Annotated in this window: 25 protein-coding genes and 1 tRNA gene; 21 read left to right on the top strand and 5 right to left on the bottom strand. The window is 32.7% G+C overall.

What is annotated here, in order from left to right; all coding sequences use genetic code 11:
- Positions 1 to 3,156 carry a SusC/RagA family TonB-linked outer membrane protein gene (locus ABD859_RS03740; RefSeq protein WP_345140432.1) on the bottom strand — a complete coding sequence of 1,052 codons (3,156 nt, stop codon included), beginning with the start codon at positions 3,154 to 3,156 and terminating at the stop codon, positions 1 to 3.
- 234 nt (positions 3,157 to 3,390) lie between these two features.
- On the opposite strand from ABD859_RS03740, the gene ABD859_RS03735 reads away from it, so the two are divergent.
- A complete protein-coding gene (locus ABD859_RS03735; RefSeq protein WP_345140430.1) occupies positions 3,391 to 4,158 on the top strand; it encodes a nitrilase family protein in 768 nt (255 codons plus the stop codon).
- On the opposite strand, the gene ABD859_RS03730 is transcribed toward ABD859_RS03735, so the two are convergent.
- Entirely contained in the window at positions 4,155 to 5,843 is a 1,689-nt protein-coding gene (locus ABD859_RS03730) for an Ig-like domain-containing domain (RefSeq protein WP_345140429.1), read from the bottom strand. The genes ABD859_RS03735 and ABD859_RS03730 overlap by 4 nt on opposite strands.
- Positions 5,844 to 6,014: 171 nt before the next feature.
- On the opposite strand from ABD859_RS03730, the gene ABD859_RS03725 reads away from it, so the two are divergent.
- The 6 genes from ABD859_RS03725 (at position 6,015) to ABD859_RS03700 (ending at position 11,476) form a co-directional block, all read left to right on the top strand.
- Complete coding sequence (locus ABD859_RS03725; RefSeq protein WP_345140427.1) at positions 6,015 to 7,019, top strand: hypothetical protein; 1,005 nt, start codon at positions 6,015 to 6,017, stop codon at positions 7,017 to 7,019.
- A complete protein-coding gene (locus ABD859_RS03720; RefSeq protein ID WP_345140425.1) occupies positions 6,979 to 9,348 on the top strand; it encodes a hypothetical protein in 2,370 nt (789 codons plus the stop codon). The genes ABD859_RS03725 and ABD859_RS03720 overlap by 41 nt, the downstream gene beginning before the upstream one ends.
- 6 nt (positions 9,349 to 9,354) lie before the next feature.
- The gene (gene mce, locus ABD859_RS03715; protein ID WP_345140423.1) at positions 9,355 to 9,759 is read left to right on the top strand and encodes a methylmalonyl-CoA epimerase; all 405 of its coding nucleotides are present in this window, start codon (positions 9,355 to 9,357) and stop codon (positions 9,757 to 9,759) included.
- Positions 9,760 to 9,905: 146 nt separating this feature from the next.
- Positions 9,906 to 9,979: transfer RNA gene (locus ABD859_RS03710), tRNA-Ile, on the top strand.
- Positions 9,980 to 10,196: 217 nt separating this feature from the next.
- Positions 10,197 to 10,607, top strand: coding sequence for a helix-turn-helix domain-containing protein (locus ABD859_RS03705; RefSeq protein WP_345140421.1), 411 nt, complete (start codon positions 10,197 to 10,199; stop codon positions 10,605 to 10,607).
- Positions 10,608 to 10,738: 131 nt separating this feature from the next.
- Positions 10,739 to 11,476: a hypothetical protein gene (locus ABD859_RS03700; protein WP_345140419.1), complete on the top strand. Its 738-nt coding sequence runs from the start codon at positions 10,739 to 10,741 to the stop codon at positions 11,474 to 11,476.
- A gap of 11 nt (positions 11,477 to 11,487) precedes the next feature.
- On the opposite strand, the gene ABD859_RS03695 is transcribed toward ABD859_RS03700, so the two are convergent.
- A complete protein-coding gene (locus ABD859_RS03695) occupies positions 11,488 to 11,802 on the bottom strand; it encodes a peptidyl-tRNA hydrolase (RefSeq protein WP_345140417.1) in 315 nt (104 codons plus the stop codon).
- Between the two features lie 116 nt (positions 11,803 to 11,918).
- Between ABD859_RS03695 and ABD859_RS03690 the strand changes: the two genes are divergently transcribed.
- Together ABD859_RS03690 and ABD859_RS03685 are read left to right on the top strand one after the other, a co-directional pair.
- Positions 11,919 to 12,335 carry a very short patch repair endonuclease gene (locus tag ABD859_RS03690; protein ID WP_345140415.1) on the top strand — a complete coding sequence of 139 codons (417 nt, stop codon included), beginning with the start codon at positions 11,919 to 11,921 and terminating at the stop codon, positions 12,333 to 12,335.
- Positions 12,335 to 13,555: a restriction endonuclease gene (locus tag ABD859_RS03685; RefSeq protein WP_345140413.1), complete on the top strand. Its 1,221-nt coding sequence runs from the start codon at positions 12,335 to 12,337 to the stop codon at positions 13,553 to 13,555. The genes ABD859_RS03690 and ABD859_RS03685 overlap by 1 nt, the downstream gene beginning before the upstream one ends.
- On the opposite strand, the gene dcm is transcribed toward ABD859_RS03685, so the two are convergent.
- Complete coding sequence (gene dcm / locus ABD859_RS03680) at positions 13,539 to 14,528, bottom strand: DNA (cytosine-5-)-methyltransferase (protein ID WP_345140411.1); 990 nt, start codon at positions 14,526 to 14,528, stop codon at positions 13,539 to 13,541. The two genes, ABD859_RS03685 and dcm, sit on opposite strands and share 17 nt — an antisense overlap.
- Positions 14,529 to 15,072: 544 nt before the next feature.
- On the opposite strand from dcm, the gene ABD859_RS03675 reads away from it, so the two are divergent.
- Entirely contained in the window at positions 15,073 to 15,285 is a 213-nt protein-coding gene (locus ABD859_RS03675) for a hypothetical protein (RefSeq protein WP_345140409.1), read from the top strand.
- A 32-nt stretch (positions 15,286 to 15,317) separates the two neighbouring features.
- Here the strand turns inward: ABD859_RS03675 and ABD859_RS03670 are convergent, their stop codons facing one another.
- Positions 15,318 to 15,908, bottom strand: a complete 591-nt coding sequence (locus tag ABD859_RS03670; RefSeq protein WP_345140407.1) for a riboflavin synthase — start codon at positions 15,906 to 15,908, stop codon at positions 15,318 to 15,320.
- 57 nt (positions 15,909 to 15,965) lie between these two features.
- Here ABD859_RS03670 and pdxA point away from each other — a divergent pair, with 57 nt between their 5' ends.
- From pdxA to ABD859_RS03615, 11 genes are all read left to right on the top strand, one after another.
- Positions 15,966 to 17,015: a 4-hydroxythreonine-4-phosphate dehydrogenase PdxA gene (gene pdxA / locus ABD859_RS03665; protein ID WP_345140403.1), complete on the top strand. Its 1,050-nt coding sequence runs from the start codon at positions 15,966 to 15,968 to the stop codon at positions 17,013 to 17,015.
- Between the two features lie 105 nt (positions 17,016 to 17,120).
- A complete protein-coding gene (locus tag ABD859_RS03660) occupies positions 17,121 to 17,663 on the top strand; it encodes a YceD family protein (protein WP_345140400.1) in 543 nt (180 codons plus the stop codon).
- 9 nt (positions 17,664 to 17,672) lie between these two features.
- The gene (gene rpmF / locus ABD859_RS03655) at positions 17,673 to 17,867 is read left to right on the top strand and encodes a 50S ribosomal protein L32 (protein ID WP_008465217.1); all 195 of its coding nucleotides are present in this window, start codon (positions 17,673 to 17,675) and stop codon (positions 17,865 to 17,867) included.
- Between the two features lie 172 nt (positions 17,868 to 18,039).
- Entirely contained in the window at positions 18,040 to 19,038 is a 999-nt protein-coding gene (locus ABD859_RS03650) for a beta-ketoacyl-ACP synthase III (RefSeq protein ID WP_345140398.1), read from the top strand.
- 23 nt (positions 19,039 to 19,061) lie between these two features.
- Positions 19,062 to 19,550 (top strand): acetyl-CoA carboxylase biotin carboxyl carrier protein, encoded by a 489-nt coding sequence (accB, locus tag ABD859_RS03645; protein WP_345140395.1) that lies wholly within the window; start codon positions 19,062 to 19,064, stop codon positions 19,548 to 19,550.
- An 85-nt stretch (positions 19,551 to 19,635) separates the two neighbouring features.
- Positions 19,636 to 20,985 (top strand): acetyl-CoA carboxylase biotin carboxylase subunit, encoded by a 1,350-nt coding sequence (gene accC, locus ABD859_RS03640; RefSeq protein ID WP_345140392.1) that lies wholly within the window; start codon positions 19,636 to 19,638, stop codon positions 20,983 to 20,985.
- Positions 20,986 to 21,293: 308 nt separating this feature from the next.
- Positions 21,294 to 21,593 carry a hypothetical protein gene (locus tag ABD859_RS03635; protein WP_345140389.1) on the top strand — a complete coding sequence of 100 codons (300 nt, stop codon included), beginning with the start codon at positions 21,294 to 21,296 and terminating at the stop codon, positions 21,591 to 21,593.
- A gap of 71 nt (positions 21,594 to 21,664) precedes the next feature.
- The gene (locus tag ABD859_RS03630; RefSeq protein ID WP_345140386.1) at positions 21,665 to 21,961 is read left to right on the top strand and encodes a hypothetical protein; all 297 of its coding nucleotides are present in this window, start codon (positions 21,665 to 21,667) and stop codon (positions 21,959 to 21,961) included.
- Positions 21,962 to 21,987: 26 nt separating this feature from the next.
- Positions 21,988 to 22,278 carry a hypothetical protein gene (locus ABD859_RS03625; RefSeq protein WP_345140384.1) on the top strand — a complete coding sequence of 97 codons (291 nt, stop codon included), beginning with the start codon at positions 21,988 to 21,990 and terminating at the stop codon, positions 22,276 to 22,278.
- 18 nt (positions 22,279 to 22,296) lie between these two features.
- Entirely contained in the window at positions 22,297 to 22,590 is a 294-nt protein-coding gene (locus ABD859_RS03620) for a PepSY-like domain-containing protein (protein WP_345140382.1), read from the top strand.
- 16 nt (positions 22,591 to 22,606) lie between these two features.
- The gene (locus tag ABD859_RS03615; protein WP_345140380.1) at positions 22,607 to 22,903 is read left to right on the top strand and encodes a PepSY-like domain-containing protein; all 297 of its coding nucleotides are present in this window, start codon (positions 22,607 to 22,609) and stop codon (positions 22,901 to 22,903) included.
- Positions 22,904 to 22,922: the final 19 nt, after the last annotated feature.

Here is a 22,922-nt window from a genome sequence, read left to right as displayed (position 1 = left end):
TTAAAATTTAACATTTAAACTTAAACCGAAACTTCTGGTTTTTGGCACTCCAAATTGTTCAACACCTTGTGCGTTTCCAGCGCTGAATACAGATTCCGGATCTACGTTTGGTGTTTTCTTATAAAGAATGAATAAGTTTCTCGCGACAAATGAAATTGAAGCTCCCTGAAGTTTTGACAGCCCTTTTATTTTTTCAACTGGTAACTGATATCCTAAAATAATTTGTCTTAATTTGATAAAACTCGCATCATAAACAAATGTTGATGAAATGTTTCTTAAACCATCATAATACGTTCTTAAGTTTTCCGGAGCAATAACCATGTCTACCGGATTTCCGTTAGTATCAACACCTTTTATTGGTAAACCGCTTTCACGACCTTCAAGAGTTAATTTTGTTAATCCCATACGAGTTCCGTACAAATCAGTTCCAGAATATAGGCTTCCTCCAAATTTACCATCGATTAAAAAGCTGAATGAAATGTTTTTGTATTTGAATTCGTTGCTGATACCTGCTGCCCAAGGATGAACTCCCTGACCTAATTCTTCAAGCGGACCTTGTGCTATAGTTGCTGTTCCGCCGCTTACATTGTAAACGGTATTTCCGTTAACATCTTTGCGAGGTCTGTATCCTTTGATAATACTATACGGACGGCCAACATCACTTGTAATCGTAACATATCCGTTTACAGAAGTTGCCATGGTAATAGAACTTAGCTGATCTGTAAGTGCTTCAACAGTGTTTTCGTTATACGAACCATTGATGCTTGCATCCCAAGAAAAATTTTCTGAATTAATGATTTTACCGCTTAGTAAAAATTCAACTCCTTTATTTCTCATTTTTCCAAGATTCAATAATGCAGTATTTGATCCTGAAGCATTAGAAATCGTGGTTTCTACAATATCGTTTGTTGTTGCGCGGTTGTACCATGCAAAATCAAGATTCAAACGGTTATTAAAAAATCCTAAATCAGTACCAACTTCAAAAGTTGTAGAAGTTAACGGACTTAAAGTTGGATTAGGAACTCTGGAACTTGTAGGCTGTTGTAATTGCTGTCCGTTATGTCCTCCCTGAATCATCGAAAAAGATTGGTTTAACGCATACGGATCCGGAGTTGCACCTCCAACCTGAGCCCATGAAGTTCTTAATTTAGCAAACGAAACAAATTCAGGCATTTTTAAAATATCCGAAACAATAATACTTGTTCCTACAGATGGATAAAAAACCGTGTTGTTGTCTTTTGAAAGTGTAGAAAACCAATCCTGACGACCTGTAAAGTTTAAGAAAACAACATTTTTATAATCTAAATCTACAGCGCCATAAACTGAGTTTGTTTTCGTTTTTCCGTAAGGATAAGTGTAAGCAAGCGTAGATAAATTGGTTACAGCATAAAAATCATCCAGTACAAAATTTGATCCTTCAAATCTTGTTTCGTCTCTAAGACTTGTTCTTGAGTTAACTCCAAGTAATGCATTTAAAGAAAAATTCCCATAAATGTTTTTCTTGGTATAATTAAGAATAGCTTCTGTATTTAAATTCGATAATCTTGTTTTCTGTCCTTGTGCATATCCAACAGGATTGTTTAAAGTTGTTTTTGGAATGTATCCAAAGAAATCATAATCTGTGTAATCCTGACCAATTCGTCCCTGAAGAAATAATTCTGGTGTAAAGTTTAACTTTACATTCAACATTCCTATAAAGCGATTTTTTGTGTCATTGTTTTTAATTTTATTGACAACAAAATAAGGGTTTGTAGCTACTGCAACTGGGTTCCATGCTTCTTCAATACCATTTTCATCATATCCTGGAGCAAGGTTTCTAATGTCGACAGTATTGGCAATCATATACGTTCCCCAGTTTGGATTTGCCTCCGCGTCAGAAACGGTAACTCTGTTATTTGATTTTTCCGTATTGTACTGAGCTACAACATCAAATTTTAACCAGTCCGTCATGTTTACATTTCCGGCAATATTTACGCTTTTTCTGTTAAAATCAGAATTTGGAACTACAGATTGATTATCTGTATTTGAAAAAGACAAACGTCCAGCGGCTTTTTCATTTCCTCCAGATAAAGCAATAGAATTGATAAAAGTGGTTCCGGTTTCGTAGAAGTTTTTAATATTATTTTTTTGCGGCGAATAAGGTCTTGCAACACCATCAAACTGAACTACATCGCTTCCGTCCATTTTTGCTCCCCACGACCAGCGTCCTGCAGCAATTGCTTCTGACTGATTAATTGGTTTTTTTCCGTTAGATCCAGAACCATATTCATATTGCCAGTCGGGAATAATTGAAGGTGTTTCAAAAGTAAACGAAGTATTATAATCAACTCCAATTCCCTTTTGTGCAGAACCTCTTTTTGTCTGAATCAAAATAACTCCGTTTGCTGCATTGGCTCCATAAAGTGCTGCTGCAGTTCCTCCCTTTAAAACTGTGATGGTTTTAATATCATCAGGATTTATAACCGAAGTTCCGTCACCGCGGTCTACGTTAATTCTGGTTGAACCCGGACCATTTCCAATTCCCGGTAAATTAAGCTGTGTGTTGTCAATTGGCAAATCGTTTACTACATACATCGGCTGGTTATTTCCGTTTAGAGAACCATTTCCTCGTATTACAACACGGCTGGATCCGTTTGGTCCGGTTGCGGTGCTGCTTACGTTTACACCGGCAATTTTTCCCACTAAGGCATTGGCAATATTGGTTTCTTTGGCTTTTGTAAATTCAGTTCCTTTAAGTTCTGTTACGGCATAAGCTACAGCTTTAGTGCTTTTTTTAACTCCAAGAGCCGTTACTAAAACCTGATCTAATACATTTTCGGCAGGTTTTAAACTAATTACTAAGTTCGTAGTACGGTCTAAATTAAATTCTAAAGTGCCGTAACCCATATAAGAAATAACAATTTGTTTTTCGTTTTCGGGAACACTTAATCTAAATTTCCCAGTTTCATCTGTTATAGTGGCTATTTTATTATTGCTTTTTGCATAAATCGTTGCGCCTGCAATTGGCATTCCATCATCCTGACCTATTACCTGGCCAGTTATCTCCATCTGATTGCTGTTTTGTTCAAAGACATGCATTTTAATTGCAGCTTCTTTTGCATTTGCCGAGAAGATTATCCCCCCAATAAATACTAATGAAATGAGCTTTGTTTTCATAATAGTTTGGTTTTCATGTTTTTTTTGGTTTTTATTGGCGAATCAAATATATAGATTTATTTTTCTCGTTTGCATTTTTTTTGCACAAAATGCATTTTTTTTGCAACAAAATTTCCGCAGCCATTTTTATAATCTAAAAAAGATGAGGTTTTAAAAGGGGTTTTGAGAAAAATTTGCAGAATGTGCTTTTTTTGCAGAAATCAATTTTTAGCTGAAAATTCGTATTTTTGGAATATGAAAATTGCACTTATCCAATCAGATCTTCATTGGGAAGATATTTTACAGAACAGAAAAAACTTCGAATTGAAAATAAATCAAATCGATGCAGAGGTAAATTTGATTGTACTTCCGGAAATGTTTTCAACCGGTTTTACAATGAATCCGTCTGCTGTAGCAGAGACCATGCAGGGTGAAACTGTTTTGTGGATGAAAAAAATGGCACAGCAAAAAAAGAGTGCTATTACAGGAAGTCTTGTGATTACAGAAAACGGGAACTATTATAACCGAATGTTTTTTGTATTTCCTTCGGGAGAAATACAGCATTACAATAAAAGACATTTGTTTTCATTGGCTGGTGAAGATAAATTCTATACTGCCGGAACTCAAAAAGTAATTGTTGAATATTTAGATTGGAAAATCTGTCTGCAGGTTTGTTACGATTTAAGATTTCCTGTTTTTGTGCGAAATGTCGAAAACTACGATTTGCTTTTGTATGTTGCCAACTGGCCAAAAGTGCGCACAAACGCTTGGGACGCACTCCTGAAAGCGCGCGCCATAGAAAATCTAAGTTATGTCGTGGGTGTAAACCGAGTAGGTTTAGATCATCATGATTACGAACACACAGGTCATTCGCAGGTTGTAGATTTTTTAGGGAATTACATTTTAGAACCACAAGAAACAGAAGATGTTTTTGTGGTTGATTTAGATAAAAATGAAATGCTGGAAACCAGAAAAAAACTTGATTTCCTGAGCGATAAAGATGTTTTTGAAATTAAAATTTAGAAAGCTTTACGTTTCTTTTCGTCGTCTTTTCTCTTTTTTAAATCTTCTTTTTTCTCGACGTCAGGATTAAATGGAACACTTAAATCAATGGTTTCATTAACGTCCCAATTGGTTCGTACGTCGATCTCACGCTGGAAATAAAATACTTCTTCGGCATATTTTTTCTCAAGGAAATTACCGGTGTCGTACATTTTATTTTTGTTATCGTCATAAATAACTCTTATCGTAAACTGCGCCGGCACCATTAAATTAAATTCAATTTGAGTTTTTCCTTCAGAATATTCGCTGGCAAGAATATCGTCTCCTTTCTTATTGGTTATTTCAACAATAATAGGGAAACGTTTTACATTTTTTAAATTCACTATTAAATTTCCGTAATCAGCCGGTTCTTTTGTACTTAATTTATATGATAAAGTATCATTTGTCTTTTCGTAGAAGTCAGTCAATGCACCCGGAAAAAAGGTAAAGTTGTATTTCTCAAGAGGTTCTTTCTTGAAATCTACATATAATTTCTGTTCAAATTCGTTGTATTCAGTCGTAAAATCTACCGCTGTAGAGTCTTTGTTTACTAATTTGATTTTCGATTTATCAAACTTAACCAAAGGCGTTTCTGTTTCTAAAGTAAATCGGTCTCTAAAATTTATAACACCGTTTTGAACCGCTTTAATGTTTAAAGTGTCCTTTTTCTGATCTTTAATTTTAAAAGTGAATTTTTTATTATAAGTATCTTTTGAGACTTCCAGAGATAATGAATCTGCCTTTAGAGGTTTATACCAAATTTGAAGCGAATCTTTTTTAGGAAACTGTGTTACAATAGTTTCTAAAGTTTCGCCATTGTTTTTAAGTACAATGTTTGGTTTGTTGTTTTTGAAATTCTGTTTGCCTTCATACGGAAGCAATAATCTGTTTCCTGATGCCTGAATTGGTTTAAATGTTTTTAAAGGAAGTGTTTCTTTAAATAATTCCAGTTCAAATATAGTGTCGTTTGGAACAGTTATAAAATGTTTTATAAAACCAATTTTATCATCCTTTGGATTATATTTATTATTACTCGCTTTGTCTTTTAAAGCCACTAAAAGGTATTTCCCTTCTTTTAAGTTTTCAAACTGAAAAGTTCTCATACTATCCAGTGTATTGGTAACATAGCGGGGAAACTCTTTGTAAATAACAGAATCTTTGTATTTGTCATTAGCTTCATAAAGCATGACAGAAACAAAATTATCTACATTTTTGTTGTAAGCATCTTTAATTTTTCCGCCTAGTTTAAGAGAATCGATATAAGGTCCTGTAGAAAAAATATACTTAAACTGGTTTAATGCATTTCCTTCGTTATTATCTGCAATACTTTCGCCAAAATTAAAACTGTAAGTAGTATTTGGCTGCAGTGTGTCTTTAATTTTTATGTTGATAAATTTGCTTACTCCGGTTGGCGTAATTACCGGTTCATATTTCATTGGAGGAGAAATAATCAGCTGTTTATTAAGATTCTTTAACTTGATATATTCATCAAATACCAAATTAATTTCGTTTCCTTTAAAATTTGTAGTCAGGTTTTTTGGAGTGCTCGAAACCAAAACCGGTGCCAGAGTGTCTTTTAATCCGCCGGTAATGCTGCCTCTTTTAGCGCAGCTTATCATTGATATTAAAACAATAAATGAAATATATTTTAAAGCGTTTTTCAACATGATAGGTTTTCTAATTTGATTGCACAAAATAACAATTATATTTGCTTTAATTGAAATTTTTTATCCATTTATTAGGATTTGGCACAATAGATATTTTTATGATTTTTAGATTTCAAAATGGCTCATACGATATAATTTCTTACTTTTGAATTAAATTAATATCACTTCGTTTTGGTTAAAAGATTTTTTTTAGGTTTATTGTTTCTTTTTCTGGCAGCTTGCAGTAAAAATGAAAAACCTGTAATTTCTTTTTACTATTGGAAAACCAATTTAAAATTTTCAGAAACAGAGAAAACTGCTCTAAAAGATAATGAGGTTCATAAACTTTATGTTCGTTATTTTGACATCGGGCTTCATCCTCAAACACAAAAGCCATTTCCGCTAAGTCCAATTCATTTTTACGAAAATGTGCAGGAGCTTGAGATTGTTCCGGTTGTTTTTATTCAAAATAAAGTGATGCTGCAAAAAGATCTGAACGTTCAGGATCTTGCTGAGAAAACAATTCATTTGATTGCCGAAATTAATTCCAAAAACAAAATAAATTACACTGAAATCCAAATAGACTGCGACTGGAGTTTAGACAGTAAAAACAATTATCTTCAGTTTGTTGAACAGGTTAAAAAGCTTTCAAAAAAGAAACTTTCCGCTACAATCAGGCTTCATCAGGTTAAGTATTTCAAAAAAACAAAAATCCCCAATGTAGATAACGGCGTTTTAATGTTTTACAATATGGGATCAATTGCAAACGACTCGTTAAATTCAATTTACAGCAGGAAAATTTCAGAAAAATATCTGAAAAGTTTAAAAAAATATCCGCTTCATCTTGATTATGCACTGCCTATTTATTCGTGGGCAATTCATATTAGAAATGAGAAAGTTTTAGGACTTCGGTCAAAACTGAATTTTGAGGCACTTAAAAAAGATAAAAACTTCGAACAGATAAGCCCAATATTTTTTAGAGTAAAACAATCTAATTATAAAAACGGTGTTTATTACGAAGAAAATGATATTTTAAAAACAGAAACCATTTCTCCGTTAGATTTAAAAGAAATGGCTGAAGACTTAGACGATAATAAAGCGCAGTCTCCAAAAGAAATTATATTTTACGATTTAGACGAATTCAATTTAAATAATTATGAAAAGAATATTTTTAAGCAAGTTGTTTCTTGGTTTTAGTGCCGCTTTCCTTTTTGCCTGCGGAATAATTTATGCCTGCGCAGATGGTGACTGGGATTATCTTGGAGCATATAATTCAAATTTTACTCCGGAAACTTTTGCAGACAAATCCTATTCGCCATTGTTTTTAACTGGCGGTATTTTCTACGGAATTGGGTTTGATACCCAGCATAATTCCCGTTTTAACAAAGACATAAAATCAGATTGGGCAGATTATCTTAAAGGAAAAATCGATACAACAACAGTTAATTATTTCCTGATTGGAGACGAAAAACCAGCTTATTACTATTCTGATGATAAAAAGACAATTAAAAACAAAGAAGAGATAACAGATCTTCATGTGTATTATAAAAACAAAAAAGATAATGCAACATCTTTAAAATGGGGAAAAAAGATGCCTTTAAAAGATGAAAAAGTAAAAAGCTTTGTTGAGTTTTTATATCTGGCACAAAAAATAGAAACAGTTTCAATTAATACAGATTATTGGAGCTATGATCCTGTTGTAGAAAAAACTTTTGATGATGCTAAAATGATTCAGTCAATTGAAAATGTCTACAACACGATTTCAGATCCGTTTTTAAGAAACAGATATTGGTTTCTAACAATGAAAGCTCGTTTTTACAGCAAAGACAAACAAAAAGCAATTGACTTTTTTAATAAAACAGAAAGTTCTGTTGCTAAAAACACATTGTATTACCGTGCTTTGGCATATGTTGCAGGGATTAATTATAAGCAGAAAAAATATGCTGTTTCAAACTATTTGTATGCTCAGGTTTTTGATAAATGTCCGGAATTAAGAGTCGTTACGGCTTATAGTTTCAAACCAAAAAATGAAACCGACTGGAACAAAGCGCTGACAATGGCAAAGAATAATAAAGAAAAAGCGGCGCTTTGGGCAATTCACGGATACTATAAAGATGATAAACAGGCAATCGAAAAAATATATGAATTAGATCCAAAAAGCGAACATTTAAATTATCTGGCAACACGATTAGTAAATAGACTTGAACAGGATCTTAATAATTCTTTCAGTCAAAATAATCAGGATTATACCAAACCGGCCATTAAACAAAGCGTAAGCGAAAATAAAACATTAAATCAATCTAAAATTGATAAAAGCGCTTTGGATTTAATTGCGAAAATTTCGGCTTCAGGAAATACAGACAGACCTTATTTATGGGATATGTCTCTGGGGTATTTACAAACTTTAAAAGGAGATTATACGAATGCCGATAAGAATTTTGATAAAGCAGTAAAAACGCTTCCTAAAACACAGCTGGCGGGCTATCAAATTCGATTGTTGCGTTTTGTCAATAACCTGAGCAAAATTGATAAATTGGACGATACTAATATAAAAACAGTTTTAGCCGATTTGAATTGGATTTATTTCGATTTGGCTAAGACTTATAAAGGAAATGAATTCCGTTATCAAAATGCTTATCAATGGAGTAAAAATTATCTGGCCGCTTTGTATAAAGCAAAATCGAATACGGTAATGTCCGAAATTTTTAACGAATCTCGTTATGGTTATTGGGGTGATGGAAATTCTTTTTATGATAACGAAAAAGATTTATTGGCAATGAAAGCCTTTTTGGAAAAGCCAAACAAAACAGAAATTGAAAAAATTGGAACACAAATTTACAGTTTAAAACTGAAAGACATCAATAATTTTCAGGCGGTTCAGGCGACTTTCAAAAATAAAATTCCGGAAGCGATTGAGTTTATGAAACAAGCAGATTCTGTGCAGTATTATAAATTTTTAGGAAATCCGTTTAATGGAAGTATAAAAGATTGTCACGACTGCGACCATACGGCTTATCAAAAAAGAAAATACACTCAAATGGATTTTCTGACAACGATTAAAGATATGCAGGACAAACTGGCTAAAAATGAAGATGTTTATACAAACAGTTTATTGTTAGGAAATGCATTTTATAATATTTCGCATTTTGGAAATGGCAGAACTTTCTATGAAATCAGCATTGTAGGTTATGGCTCAAGTCCATATTCATTTAGAGATAAAATGAAAACAATGATTACTGATAACAGTGTTTCAAAAATGTATTATCAAAAAGCATTGCAGGCAGCGACAACTAAAGAACAAAAAGCAAAATGCGTGTATTTGATTTCAAAATGCGAACGAAATGAATATTACAATAATAAATACAATAGTGTAAAAAGTTATTGGCAGATTCAGGATGATGGAGTTAATTTTATCGCTTGGAATGGATTTAAAACTTTGAAAAAAGACTATTCAGATACTAAATATTATCAAGATGTAATTGCAGAATGCGGTTATTTTAATGCCTATATCAATCAATCTAGATAAAATCAAATGGTGAATAAAATAGAACATATTGGGATTGCCGTAAAAAACATGGACGATGCAAATGTATTGTTCGAAAAAATGCTTGGCGTTCCTTCTTATAAAATGGAAGCAGTAGAAAGCGAAGGCGTGCTGACTTCGTTTTTTCAGACCGGAAATAATAAAATTGAACTTTTAGTGGCAACAAATCCTGAAAGTCCAATTGCCAAATTCTTAGAAAAGAAAGGCGAAGGAATTCATCACATTGCTTTTGATGTTGATGATATCGAAGCCGAGATTTCTCGTTTAAAAAAAGAAGGTTTTGTGCTGATTAATGAAATTCCGAAGAAAGGAGCCGATAATAAACTGGTCGTTTTTCTGCATCCAAAGAATACAAATGGCGTTTTAGTCGAACTTTGTCAGGAAATAAGATAAAAAATGACAAAATTTTATTTTAAATAATCTGTTGAAAATCAATTGTATTTTTTGAGCTGAGGTTTCAAATTAAAATTAAATCAAAATCATATCAAAAAATATTTGGTGTGAACGAAAAATAGTAGTAATATTGCAACCTCTAAACCGGTCCTATAGCTCAGCTGGTTAGAGCACCTGACTCATAATCAGGTGGTCCCTGGTTCGAGCCCAGGTGGGACCACTTCTTTAGGAACATAAAGCCTCTGCAGAAATGCGGAGGCTTTTTTGTTTTTATGGCAAGGATTTATTTAAATCTAATTCAATTATTTAGAGATAATAGTTTGTTCGGGATATGAATAATATCTGACAAAATAACGTTTTGCAGGATATTTTTCTATCTTTGAAAATCAGATCTAAACGGCTTTATCTTTTGAGCTTTTAGGGAATTAATATTCATTATGGAACAGAAAATACATCAGGGAAGAAACGTAAAACGTTTCAGAGAAATGCTTAACATAAAGCAAGAGGCATTGGCTTATGATTTAGGAGAAGAATGGAATCAAAAGAAAATTTCGATGCTGGAGCAGAAAGATGTAATTGAAGAAAATCTGCTGAAACAAATTTCTGCTGTGTTGAAGATTCCTGTTGAAGCTTTTCAGAATTTTGATGAAGAGCAGGCGGTTAATTTGATTTCATGTAATTTCTCGGATAATGCTATGTTCAATAATAGAATTGAAGTTTTTAATAACAATCCGATTGAGGAAATCAAAAAACTTCATGAAGAAAAAATTGCTTTGTTTGAGCGAATGCTGAAAGAGAAAGATGAAATGATGTCAATGCTTCAAAAACTAATAAATAAACAATCTTAGAAATAATTCATTCAAAAAAAAGCTCAGCTAATAGTTGAGTTTTTTTTGATCTGTTCTTTTTATTGTAGTATTATTCTGGTATAAAATATCTGCTTTTATATTGCTTTTAAAGATTGTTGAATAAGTAAATCATGAAATTAAAGAAAGAGGATAATGGTTATTTTATTACTTCAAAAAAAAGTTTTGAAGAAAGTATTGTGAATTCTGCTTTTGTAAAACAAGCTTTTGATTTTGCTTATGAAATGGTTTATGGAGACGGATTTCATCGAATCAAAAGATCGGGCGGACAGTTAAACCGAACACCGCTGGAGATTTTTCAAAATACTTTTCAGGGAAAATTAGCAGAAATTATATTGCATGAAAATCTAAAACTCCAAAATATCGAAGTTGATGAACCGGATTTCAGCATTCACGGAAAAGGAATTTGGGATGAAACTGATTTAAAAGCAAACGGAAAATTTATTTGTGTAAAGTCGGCTGCTTTTTTCTCGAATCTTTTTCTTTTAGAAACCAAAGATTGGAATTCAGAAGGAATGTATATTCCAAATCATGATATTTCCAAAATCGCCGTTTATGATTTTTTTGTTTTGGTGAGAATTAAGCCTGATATAAAAAATGTTTTAAAAGGAATTTCTGAAACTAAAGAAAATTTATGGCAGGAGATTCAAAAAACAAATTGGTTTTATGATATTCCGGGTTGTTGTTCCTTAAAAACAATTCAGCATGTTATTAAAAATCAATATATTATTCCAAAAAATGCTTTGCTGAATGGTAAAACAAAAATGGATGCAGAGAATTATTATATTCAATCTGGAGATTTGCATCATTTGGACCGTTTGTATTCTGATCTAAAGCAAAAAACGGTTTAAAATTGTAAAAATTAGTTGTTTTTTGGTGTCCACATTTTTAAAAACTTAAACATTTTAGAATATTCTTCTCTTGGAGAAAAAACAATACAAACTTCTTGATTGTCTAAAGAAGATTCTGTTAAGATTAAATTCTCGAGTTCATTTTTGGCATTTTCAAATTCCTTTTCGTTCACACTGCAGACCACTTTTTTAAAAATTCCATTTATCCATTGCTGCATATTTTCGGTATGTTCGAATTTTCTAAAACACGCCAGCGATGCATGCGCTGCAATAACAGGAACGAGTTTATCGGGAACATTCTGTTTTACTAAAATATACATTTTCATACTTGGAGCTGGGTTTTGTGAAAAAACGAAAATACCAAATTAGTTTTTTTGAAAGGAAAATATTTAAAAGAAAATGAAGTATCTTTAAGGTTCAAGACAAATTTAATCTTAAAGAAATGGATAATTTAACTCCCGAACAGAGGAGGAAAAATATGCAGGCGATAAAAAGCACGAATACCAAAGACGAAGTAAGGCTTGCAAAAGCTTTATGGAAATTGGGTTATAGATATCGCAAAAACAACAAAAAGATATTTGGAAAACCAGATCTGACTTTTGCCAGTTATAAAATTGCTATTTTTATTGACAGCGAATTTTTTCACGGAAAAGATTGGGAAGTACAGCAGCTTCGAATTAAATCAAATCGCGAATATTGGATTCCGAAAATCGAACGAAATATGAAACGCGATATTGAAGTCAATGAACATTTGCTTTCAAAAAATTGGAAAGTTTTACGATTTTGGAGCAAAGAAATCCAAAAAGAATTAGAATCTTGCATCGAAAAAATTAGACAAGAAATCGAACTTTCAAAATAATGTTTCTAGAAACTCAAACGAATCAAAATATCGAAAACTATACAAATGCTTTAAAGGCGATTGGCGCATTTTCGAATTTGTTTAGTTCTTCAGATAAACCTTTTATTCAATATAGAGTTGCTGAAAATGCCTTTTGTAAAGCATTTGGGGCAGATAATTTAGCGCGTGCCGATGTGGCGTATGATGCCATTATTGACGGATGCGGTGTCGGAATTAAAACATTTGTATTGACAGGAAGTTCCAAAATTGAAAAAGTAGCCGAGTTTAATTCGCGAAGTTCTGAGTTAAGAATACTTAATGGTTTAGATCTGGCTAATAAACTAGCTGATTTTAGAAATGAAAGAATTTCGTTTGCAGACCGACTTTATAATACTCAAAACCGAGTGTATCATATTATCGGACGTGATAAATTCTTAATTAAAGTTTTTGAAACCTCTTATGATTTAATTGATAAAACTTCAATTGAAATTCTTGAAGAAACTAAAAGTTCATTAAAATTTAAAGATGCTTTAAACGAGTACAATTTTAATTTTTCGAAAAGCGTTTTAATGAAACGCTTTGTAATTCCTGAAAACTGTCTCGAAATTCCTGTCGAAATATTAGAAGAACCTATTAATGTTCTTTTGAATTTAACTTCGGATTTAGGAAATAAGGTTGGTTTTGAAAAAGAAAAACTTCAAAATGCAATTGGTTTATTGACAGAAGAAGAATTAATTCCGTTTGTAGATTATATCATTCTGCCGTTGTATTCTCCCGAAGCCAAAAAGAAATTAAAAGAGCCTATTGTTCCTGAAAAAAGCCAGCTCAATCAATGGAACGCGGGCGGTAGAAAAAGAGATCCAGGTGAAGTTTATATCGGAATACCTTCAAAAATAAGAAATAACGCTCCAGATTTTTTTCCAGAGAAAGATGTTGTTTTTAATCTTAAAATTCCAAACGGAAATATTCTTTCTGCAAAAGTTTGTCAGGACGGAAGTAAAGCTTTAATGACCAATCCAAATAAAGCTTTGGCCGATTGGATGCTTCGTGATGTTTTAATGCTTCAGGAAAACGAAATTCTGACGTATGACAAACTTAGAGAAATAGGTTATGACAGCGTTAAAATCACAAAATCTACTAATGATGATTATTTTATAGATTTTATGAAGTTGGACGAATATGAATCTTTCCTAGAAAAAATACCAGAAGCCGATGACGGACAGTTTAAGCTTTTTCTTTAGTTTTTTTCGCCTTTTTAGATTCTACTTTTTCAAGGACCTTATATATTTCAGATGCCAATCTTTGAATTACGGGCATACTTACTGAATTTCCCGCTTGTTTGTATAAATGAGAATTGGAAATCGCAGGAAGTTTAAAATCATCTGGAAAACCTTGAAATCTAAAACATTCTCTTGGAGTTAATTTTCTAAAACCAAAATCGGTTGTGATAAGTGGTACGTTATGTCCTCCGGTTCCCATATTGGCGGTTAAAGTAGGGCAAACGCTAGATTTATTTTCTCGAACATATTGTCTTCTAAATTGATAAATACGATTTTTGTTTACAATAGACTCTTTCAGCATATTGTACATGTATTTATCTTCGTGATAATAAAATTTATCATCAACTTTTTCTTCAGAAATTAGATCTTTGATGGATTTTGTTAAGTCTTCTTTTTCAGGAAAATGAAACTCGAATTTATCATCTTTGATATAATCTTTATCAAAAGCAACAATAAAAATTCTTTCTCTGTTATGGGGAATGTTACCGAAATCTTTAGTGTTTAATACAGCGCTGTCAAAAGTATAATCGCGTTTTCTGATTTCGTTCTCGATTACTTTGATGGTATTTCCTTTATCGTGTCCTTTTAAATTCTTTACATTTTCAAGAAAAATGACATTCGGACGCATTTCGTCTACAAAATCTAAAATTTTAAAAAAATGATTTCCTCTACTGTCTTCAAAACCTTTTCTATAACCCGCAACCGAAAATGGCTGACAAGGAAAACCAGCTGTTAAGATATCTATTTTTTCAAGAGCCGTAACGTCTAAAGCCATTACATCGCCTTCAATAAGATTATGTTCGAAATTGTTTTTATAAGTAATGCAGGCATTTTTGTCAAATTCATTTGCCCATTCTAATTCAAATCCGGCATTTTTAAAACCCATGCATATACCGCCTACACCTGCATACAAACTTCCAACTGTTTTTTTCATCTATTTTGCCTGATTTATTGAATGACCTTTTGAGGTTCTTATTTTAATTATGCAAATATATTAATTCGTAAACACTTGTTCGCAGCGGTAGTTTAAAAAGAAAATTTTAGATTCCTGATAAAACTAAAAATTACAGTTCTTTCTGACTTATTTTGAAATTTTAAAATTTTTGAAAAAAAAATATTTGTGATATTTTTAAAAAATTACAAAATATTGAAAACTAAAGTTTAATTTTATAACGGCATGAATTTTAGATAACAAACAAGAGTAATTGCCCGTTTAATAAGGTATTAGACAGACTTGCAAAAGAAGAATCGTGTTTGATATTTGTTTATTCCAGCATTAAAAGCATTACAGAAAAACCAAATCAGAATACAATACGTATGTTAAGGTTGTAATGTCTTTTTAGTTTTAAAGTTGTTTTTTTCTAAAAATCATATATTTTTGCCAAAGAATTTCTGTAAAAGAATCTTTTTTATGAGAAATTTCTACAAAAATATTTGCCGGAATTATTAGTAGTATTGATTATCAGCGCCCCAAGTTTATGAAGATCATAAGAATTATTTTTTTAGTATTTTTTCTAGTATTGAATGTGTCAAATGTTTTGGCTGAAGATCCGCCTTGTCCTGGAGGTTGTGATCCTGAAACTCCATTAGAAGGGCCAATAAATGAAGATCTGCCTTATTTAATTGTTGCTGGTTTAATACTGGGTTCAGCGGTTATATATCGAAATAAAATAAAAAAAGCTTCAATTTAATTGAAGCTTTTTTTATGCGAAGAAATTTCTTTCTATTTGTTTATAGAATAAAGTCTTGAAATATATTTTCCAACAACATCAAATTCTAAATTGATTTTTGTTCCCACTTTAAAATCTTTAAAGTTGGTATGCTCAAAAGTATAAGGTATTATCGAGACGCTGAATTCATTTGTTTTAGAATTTACAACAGTTAAACTTACCCCGTTAACGGTTATAGAACCTTTTTCGATGGTAATGTTGTTAAGGTTTTTGTCGTATTCAAAAGTGTAATTCCAGCTTCCGTTTGCTTCTTCTATTTTAGTGCAGACTCCTGTTTGATCTACATGGCCTTGAACAATATGTCCGTCAAGACGATCGCCAAGCTTCATTCCTCTTTCCAGATTTACAACGTCATTTACTTTCCAGTCGCCAATATTGGTTTTTAAAATCGTTTCTTCAATAGCGGTAACGGTATAAAATGAGTCTTTTATAGCGACAACGGTAAGGCATATTCCATTATGCGATACACTTTGGTCAATTTTTAATTCATTCGTAATTGAGGAGTCAACTGTAACATGTAAGTTGTTTTGATCTTTTTGTATTTCGTGAATCCTTCCAAGGGTTTCAATAATTCCTGTAAACATTGTGGTTTTATTTTACTAAATTTGCACATCAAAATTAGTAATAAATAAGCTGAGCTCATGAATAAAAAAGCAGAAAATATAATTGTTGGAATTTCAGTAGGAGATTTAAACGGTATTGGAAGCGAAGTTATATTGAAAACATTCGAAGATTCTAGGATGTTGGAATTATGTACACCAGTTATTTTCGCAAATGCTAAAATACTTTCTTTTGTTAAAAAAAGTTTTACATCTACCGTTCAGTTTCATGGTGTAGATAAATTAGATCAAATTATTCCCGGAAAAGTAAATGTTTACAATCTTTGGAAAGAAGGAGTAGATATTAACTTTGGAAAAAATGATGAAAAAATAGGCGAATATGCAATTAAGTCATTTGTTGCAGCAACCAAAGCTTTAAAAGAAGATTTGATTGATGTTTTGGTTACGGCACCAATCAATAAATATAATATTCAGTCAGACAGTTTTAAATTTCCGGGGCATACAGATTATTTAGCTCAGGAGCTGGAAGGAAATGCGCTGATGATGATGGTTCAGGATAATTTAAGAGTAGGTCTGCTTACTGATCATGTTCCGTTAAATGAAGTTTCTTCTCATTTAACAGAAGAATTGATTGTTAGGAAAATCGAAACAATTAAAAAATCTTTAATCCAGGATTTTAGTATCGTAAAACCAAAAATTGCTGTTTTAGGTTTAAATCCTCATTGCGGAGACGGCGGCGTAATTGGAAAAGAAGATGATTTAGTTTTAAAACCGGTTCTGAAAAAAATATTTGACAGCGGTACTCTTGTTTTTGGGCCTTTTTCTGCTGATGGATTTTTTGGCAGCGGACAATACGAGAAATATGATGCAGTTGTAGCGACATATCACGATCAGGGATTAATTCCGTTTAAAACATTGTCTTTTGGAAAAGGAGTCAATTATACTGCGGGATTAAACAGAGTGAGAACCTCACCGGATCATGGCACAGGTTACGATATTGCAGGAAAAGATATGGCAGATTTCAACTCGTTTAAAGAAGCGGTTTATCTTGCGATCGATATTTTTCGCTCGCGTAATCAGTATGAGGAGATTAGCCAAAAACCTCTAAAAATAAAAGAAAAACAGATATAAACAAAAAAAGGTGAATAAGATTATTAGATTTACAATAATTTTATATCTTTGCACCCCAATTCAGATATGTAGTTTTGCAGCTGAATTAAAAAAAATGATGTTGAGATGAGCAAATCAAAAGAATTTTTAATTCCTTTCGTAGGATTAAAGCTGGGAAAACACCATTTTGAATATCAAATAGATAACACGTTCTTTAAGGACTTTGATTATGATGAGTTTCAAAGTTCGGATATTAAAGTGAGTTTGGTTTTCGAAAAGAAAAGCAACATGTTAGAGTTAGAATTCAAACACAAAGGAACGGTAAATGTGCCTTGTGATTTAACTGGCGAAGATTTTGATTTACCAATTAAAGGCAAAATGAAATTGATTGTTCGTTTTGGAGATGAATTCAATAATGATAATGAAGAATTGTTGATTTTGCCGCATGGAGAACATGAAATAGATGTAGCGCAATACATTTATGAAATGATTGCACTATCAGTTCCCCTAAAAAGAGTTCATCCGGGAGTTAAAGACGGGACATTACAAACCGAAGCTTTGACAAAACTGAATGAATTAAGCGTAAAAGAACAAAAGGAAGAGAGTAAACAAGAAGAAGATATTGACCCGCGTTGGGAAAAATTAAAGAAACTATTAACGGATAAATAATATAGTAAAATGGCACATCCTAAGAGAAAAACCTCGAAAACAAGAAGAGATAAGAGAAGAACACACTATAAAGCTACTGTAGCTCAAATCGCTACATGTCCTATTACAGGTGAAGCACATTTATACCACAGAGCTTACTGGCATGAAGGTAAAATGTACTACAGAGGGCAAGTTGTTATCGATAAATCTGAAGCGGTTGCTTAATACGTTTTTGTAAATTATACTAGAACTCTCACATAGTGAGAGTTTTTTTTGTTGGTTATAATTTTTGTTTTTTAAGAAAATACAGGCAAAATCGTTTTGATTTTTTTTGTAATTTTCGAGTCTTTTAAAAATTTTTCAAATACTAATATTTGAAAGGAAATAATAGAATATAATGAATACAATCACAGCCGCAATTACCGCTGTTGGAGGATACGTTCCTGACTTTGTTCTTTCAAACAAAGTATTAGAAACTATGGTCGATACCAATGACGAATGGATTACCACTCGTACCGGCATTAAAGAAAGAAGAATTCTTAAAGATGCTGATAAAGGAACATCATACCTTGCTATTCAGGCAGCAAAGGATTTAATAGCTAAAGCTAATATCGATCCTCTTGAAATTGATATGGTTATTATGGCAACTGCAACACCAGATATGATGGTGGCTTCTACAGGAGTTTATGTTGCAACAGAAATTGGAGCTGTAAATGCATTTGCATATGATTTGCAGGCAGCGTGTTCAAGTTTCTTATACGGAATGTCTACAGCAGCAGCTTACGTACAATCCGGACGTTATAAAAAAGTACTGTTAATTGGTGCCGATAAAATGTCATCAATTGTAGATTACACTGACAGAGCTACTTGTATTATTTTTGGTGATGGAGCAGGAGCTGTTCTTTTTGAACCAAATTATGAAGGTTTAGGTTTACAGGATGAATATTTAAGAAGTGATGGTGTTGGACGCGATTTTCTTAAAATCCCAGCAGGAGGTTCTTTAATTCCGCCTACAGAAGAAACTGTAAAAAACAGACAACACAATATTATGCAGGATGGTAAAACAGTTTTTAAATATGCTGTAACCAATATGGCAGATGCCAGCGAATTAATCTTGCAAAGAAACAATTTAACTAATCAGGATGTTGACTGGTTGGTGCCTCACCAGGCAAATAAACGCATCATCGATGCAACCGCAGGAAGATTAGAACTTGAAGAAGATAAAGTGTTAGTAAATATCGAAAGATATGGTAATACAACTTCAGGAACTCTGCCATTAGTATTGGCTGATTTTGAAGATAAACTCAAAAAAGGAGATAATGTTATTTTTGCTGCTTTTGGTGGTGGATTCACTTGGGGATCTATTTACTTAAAATGGGCTTACGATAAGAAATAAATTAAAACTAAAATCGAATCATTATGGATTTAAAAGAAATTCAAAACCTAATCAAGTTTGTAGCAAATTCGGGTGTTGCAGAAGTGAAGTTAGAAATGGATGATGTAAAAATCACTATCAGAACAACTTTAGAAGGGAATGTTACAGAAACTACTTATGTACAGCAATTACCAGCTCAGGCTGCATTGCCACAAGCTGCACCGCAGGTAACTGCTCCTGTAGTTGTAAATGTACCTGCTGAAACTCAGGCTCCAGCCGCTGATAATTCTAAATATGTTACTATAAAATCACCAATCATTGGAACTTTCTACAGAAAACCATCTCCAGACAAACCAGTTTTTACTGAAGTTGGAAGCACAGTTTCAAAAGGTGACGTTCTTTGTGTAATTGAAGCAATGAAATTATTCAACGAAATTGAATCAGAAGTTTCAGGTAAAATTGTAAAAATTCTTGTTGACGATATGTCTCCAGTTGAATTTGATCAGCCTTTATTCTTAGTAGATCCATCATAATTTTTAAAAATTCCAATAGACAAGTCACAAAATCCAATGAGTTGGAATTTGGAGATTGGAATTTGTAATTTTTAATTTAAATAAGATGTTTAAAAAAATATTAATTGCGAATAGAGGAGAAATTGCACTTCGTGTAATTCGTACGTGCAAGGAAATGGGTATTAAAACTGTAGCAGTTTATTCTACAGCCGATGCAGAAAGTTTGCATGTTAAATTTGCAGACGAAGCGGTTTGTATTGGTCCTCCTCCAAGTAACTTATCGTATTTAAAAATGTCAAATATTATTGCTGCTGCAGAAATTACAAATGCAGACGCAATACACCCAGGATACGGTTTCCTTTCTGAGAATGCTAAATTCTCAAAAATTTGTCAAGAGCACGGAATCAAATTTATTGGTGCAGCTCCTGAAATGATCGACAGAATGGGAGATAAAGCTTCTGCAAAAGCTACAATGAAAGCCGCAGGAGTACCTTGTGTACCAGGTTCAGACGGATTATTAGAATCTTATGAGCATGCACAAAAAACAGCAGCAGAAATTGGTTATCCAGTTATGATGAAAGCTACTGCTGGTGGTGGTGGAAAAGGAATGCGTGCCATCTGGAAAGAAGAAGAGCTTTTAAAAGCTTGGGAAAGTGCACGTCAGGAAGCTGCTGCCGCGTTTGGAAATGACGGAATGTACATGGAGAAACTTATTGAAGAACCACGTCATATCGAAATTCAGGTTGTTGGAGATTCTTATGGAAAAGCATGTCACCTTTCTGAAAGAGACTGTTCAGTGCAACGTCGTCACCAAAAACTTACTGAAGAAACACCTTCACCTTTCATGACAGACGAATTACGTACAAGAATGGGAGAAGCTGCTGTAAAAGCTGCTGAATTCATTAAATACGAAGGAGCTGGAACTGTAGAATTTCTTGTAGACAAACACAGAAATTTCTATTTCATGGAAATGAATACACGTATTCAGGTTGAGCACCCAATTACTGAACAGGTAATTGATTACGATTTAATTCGTGAGCAGATTATGGTTGCTGCCGGAATTCCAATTTCTGGAAAAAACTACCTTCCGGAATTACATGCTATTGAATGTCGTATTAATGCCGAAGATCCTTATAACGATTTTCGTCCTTCTCCAGGAAAAATTACTACGCTTCATATGCCAGGAGGACACGGAGTTCGTTTAGATACTCACGTTTACTCTGGTTACAGCATTCCGCCAAACTACGATTCTATGATTGCTAAGTTAATTACAACGGCACAATCTCGTGAAGAAGCTATCAGCAAAATGCGTAGAGCTCTTGACGAATTCGTAATTGAAGGCGTAAAAACTACAATACCTTTCCACAGACAATTAATGGATGATCCAAAATATATTGCAGGAGATTATACAACTGCATTTATGGATACTTTCAAAATGAAGTCAATTGAGGAATAACAATATTAAAGCTGTCGATTTTCGGCAGCTTTTTTTTTATTATAAACCCGACAAGCTTAAAAAGTCTGTCGGGTTTTTTATTTTCAAATCTTTGGTAAACACAATTTGTGTATACTTTTTATACACTTTTTCTGCTGGTTACACACTTTTTTACAATACTCTATTATTTTATTTTTTTGGCACGCCTTACTTAAGTCCTTTAAAAACAAGGCTTTTAGATGAATTGACAAGTTATATTGGCATTTCGGCACAATTGTTTCATTACCTAAAGCGTAAAACAAACTATTAACTATTAAAATATACACATTATGAAAAATTTATTTTTATCAGCCGCGATCGTTTTAGGAGGTTTAACATCATTTGCTTCTACAACTTCAATTACAAATTCAACAATAAAAAAAGTAATTTCAATAGCAGACGATTATACTGAAATTAAATTAGAAGAATTACCTGCACCAATTGTTGAATCTTTGAAAAAAGCATATCCAGATGCAGTAATTACTAAAGCATATAAAAACGAAAAATCAGAGTATAAACTAGACGTAACTGTAGGTGAAAAAGTTGGAAACCTTTTTGCTAATGCAGACGGAACCTGGATTAAAAAGTAATCAATAGATTCTTGTGGAAATCCAGATTAAGAATACTAAAATTAAATTAACAATATTAAAATATCACTATCATGAAAAATTTATTTTTATCAGCCGCAATCGTTTTGGGAGGTTTAACATCATTTGCTTCAACTTTACCAATTTCAAATACAATCGTAAAAGAAGTATCATTTCAAGATGATTACACAGAAGTTAATGTAACTGACGTACCGGCAGCGGTAACAGATGCACTTAAAAAAGCATATCCAGATGCAGTACTTAACAAAGCATACAAAAACAGCGCTTCTCAATACAAATTAGAAGTTACTGTTGGAGACAAAGTTGGTTCTCTTTATGCTAATGCAGACGGAACTTGGGTAAAAAAATAAAAAACTAACCCTAAAAAACTGTTATTATGAAAAAGCTAATATTATCGGCAGCAATCCTTTTAGGAGGGCTGTCAATGCAGGCAGGAAATACTGTTTTAACCACCACTACAGTAAATTCAGTTAACTATCAGGATGATTACAAAGAAGTCGATGCTGTACCAGCAGCGATTAAAAAATCTCTAGATGAAGCTTATCCAGGTGTTAAACTTGATAAAGCTTATGTGAACTCAAAAAAAGAATATAAAATTGAGGTTTCAGTAAGAGGAGAAAAATCTATTGTATATACTGATGCAGCAGGAACTATCCTTAAAAAATAATTATAAAAATTAAGCATTATGAAAAAGTTAATCTTATCAGCAGCAATTATTTTAGGAGGTTTGTCTGTACAGGCAGCTCCGGCACAGGTAAATTCAATAATTGCATCAGTAAATATCCAGGACGGATACACTGAAGTAACTGCAGATGCTGTTCCAGCAGCAGTAAAGTCAACAATTGAAAAATCATTTCCAGGTACAAAACTTGAAAAAGCTTACAAAAACGACAAGAATGAGTACAAACTTGAAATTTCAAGCGGAGACAAAAAGTATACTGTATTTACAGATGCTTCAGGAAATATCATTAAAAAATAATTAAACACAGAGCATTATGAAAAAGTTAGCCATTTCAGCAGCTATTATTTTAGGAAGTTTATCAATTCCTGCATTAGCAGAAATAACTCCCAATAAAGTAAAAACATCTATTTCTGTTCAGGCAGAATATACCGAAGTTTCTACAGATGCTGTGCCGGCGGCTGTAAAAACGGCTCTGCAAACCGCTTATCCAAATGCAAAATTGGTAAAAGCGTATATTAATGATAAAAAAGAATACAAACTAGAAATATCAGTTGGGGACCAAAAGGCTACTGTGTATTCAGATGTCAATGGCAACTGGTTGAAGATATAATTAGGTGAAATTAGATTTA

Origin of the sequence: Flavobacterium ginsengiterrae, from assembly GCF_039539785.1 — a bacterium.
Lineage (GTDB): Bacteria > Bacteroidota > Bacteroidia > Flavobacteriales > Flavobacteriaceae > Flavobacterium > Flavobacterium ginsengiterrae.
This window is presented reverse-complemented; position numbering and strand designations above follow the sequence as displayed.

Coding starts and splice junctions, on each gene's coding strand:
- ABD859_RS03730 (WP_345140429.1), bottom strand. CDS start 5,843: ATGTTGAAAAACGCTTTAAAATATATTTCATTTATTGTTTTAATATCA.
- ABD859_RS03705 (WP_345140421.1), top strand. CDS start 10,197: ATGGAACAGAAAATACATCAGGGAAGAAACGTAAAACGTTTCAGAGAA.
- mce (WP_345140423.1), top strand. CDS start 9,355: ATGGTGAATAAAATAGAACATATTGGGATTGCCGTAAAAAACATGGAC.
- ABD859_RS03720 (WP_345140425.1), top strand. CDS start 6,979: ATGAAAAGAATATTTTTAAGCAAGTTGTTTCTTGGTTTTAGTGCCGCT.
- ABD859_RS03690 (WP_345140415.1), top strand. CDS start 11,919: ATGGATAATTTAACTCCCGAACAGAGGAGGAAAAATATGCAGGCGATA.
- ABD859_RS03635 (WP_345140389.1), top strand. CDS start 21,294: ATGAAAAATTTATTTTTATCAGCCGCGATCGTTTTAGGAGGTTTAACA.
- ABD859_RS03660 (WP_345140400.1), top strand. CDS start 17,121: ATGAGCAAATCAAAAGAATTTTTAATTCCTTTCGTAGGATTAAAGCTG.
- ABD859_RS03685 (WP_345140413.1), top strand. CDS start 12,335: ATGTTTCTAGAAACTCAAACGAATCAAAATATCGAAAACTATACAAAT.
- ABD859_RS03620 (WP_345140382.1), top strand. CDS start 22,297: ATGAAAAAGTTAATCTTATCAGCAGCAATTATTTTAGGAGGTTTGTCT.
- ABD859_RS03630 (WP_345140386.1), top strand. CDS start 21,665: ATGAAAAATTTATTTTTATCAGCCGCAATCGTTTTGGGAGGTTTAACA.
- ABD859_RS03625 (WP_345140384.1), top strand. CDS start 21,988: ATGAAAAAGCTAATATTATCGGCAGCAATCCTTTTAGGAGGGCTGTCA.
- ABD859_RS03740 (WP_345140432.1), bottom strand. CDS start 3,156: ATGAAAACAAAGCTCATTTCATTAGTATTTATTGGGGGGATAATCTTC.
- dcm (WP_345140411.1), bottom strand. CDS start 14,528: ATGAAAAAAACAGTTGGAAGTTTGTATGCAGGTGTAGGCGGTATATGC.
- ABD859_RS03700 (WP_345140419.1), top strand. CDS start 10,739: ATGAAATTAAAGAAAGAGGATAATGGTTATTTTATTACTTCAAAAAAA.
- ABD859_RS03670 (WP_345140407.1), bottom strand. CDS start 15,908: ATGTTTACAGGAATTATTGAAACCCTTGGAAGGATTCACGAAATACAA.
- ABD859_RS03675 (WP_345140409.1), top strand. CDS start 15,073: ATGAAGATCATAAGAATTATTTTTTTAGTATTTTTTCTAGTATTGAAT.
- pdxA (WP_345140403.1), top strand. CDS start 15,966: ATGAATAAAAAAGCAGAAAATATAATTGTTGGAATTTCAGTAGGAGAT.
- ABD859_RS03735 (WP_345140430.1), top strand. CDS start 3,391: ATGAAAATTGCACTTATCCAATCAGATCTTCATTGGGAAGATATTTTA.
- ABD859_RS03615 (WP_345140380.1), top strand. CDS start 22,607: ATGAAAAAGTTAGCCATTTCAGCAGCTATTATTTTAGGAAGTTTATCA.
- accC (WP_345140392.1), top strand. CDS start 19,636: ATGTTTAAAAAAATATTAATTGCGAATAGAGGAGAAATTGCACTTCGT.
- accB (WP_345140395.1), top strand. CDS start 19,062: ATGGATTTAAAAGAAATTCAAAACCTAATCAAGTTTGTAGCAAATTCG.
- ABD859_RS03650 (WP_345140398.1), top strand. CDS start 18,040: ATGAATACAATCACAGCCGCAATTACCGCTGTTGGAGGATACGTTCCT.
- ABD859_RS03695 (WP_345140417.1), bottom strand. CDS start 11,802: ATGAAAATGTATATTTTAGTAAAACAGAATGTTCCCGATAAACTCGTT.
- rpmF (WP_008465217.1), top strand. CDS start 17,673: ATGGCACATCCTAAGAGAAAAACCTCGAAAACAAGAAGAGATAAGAGA.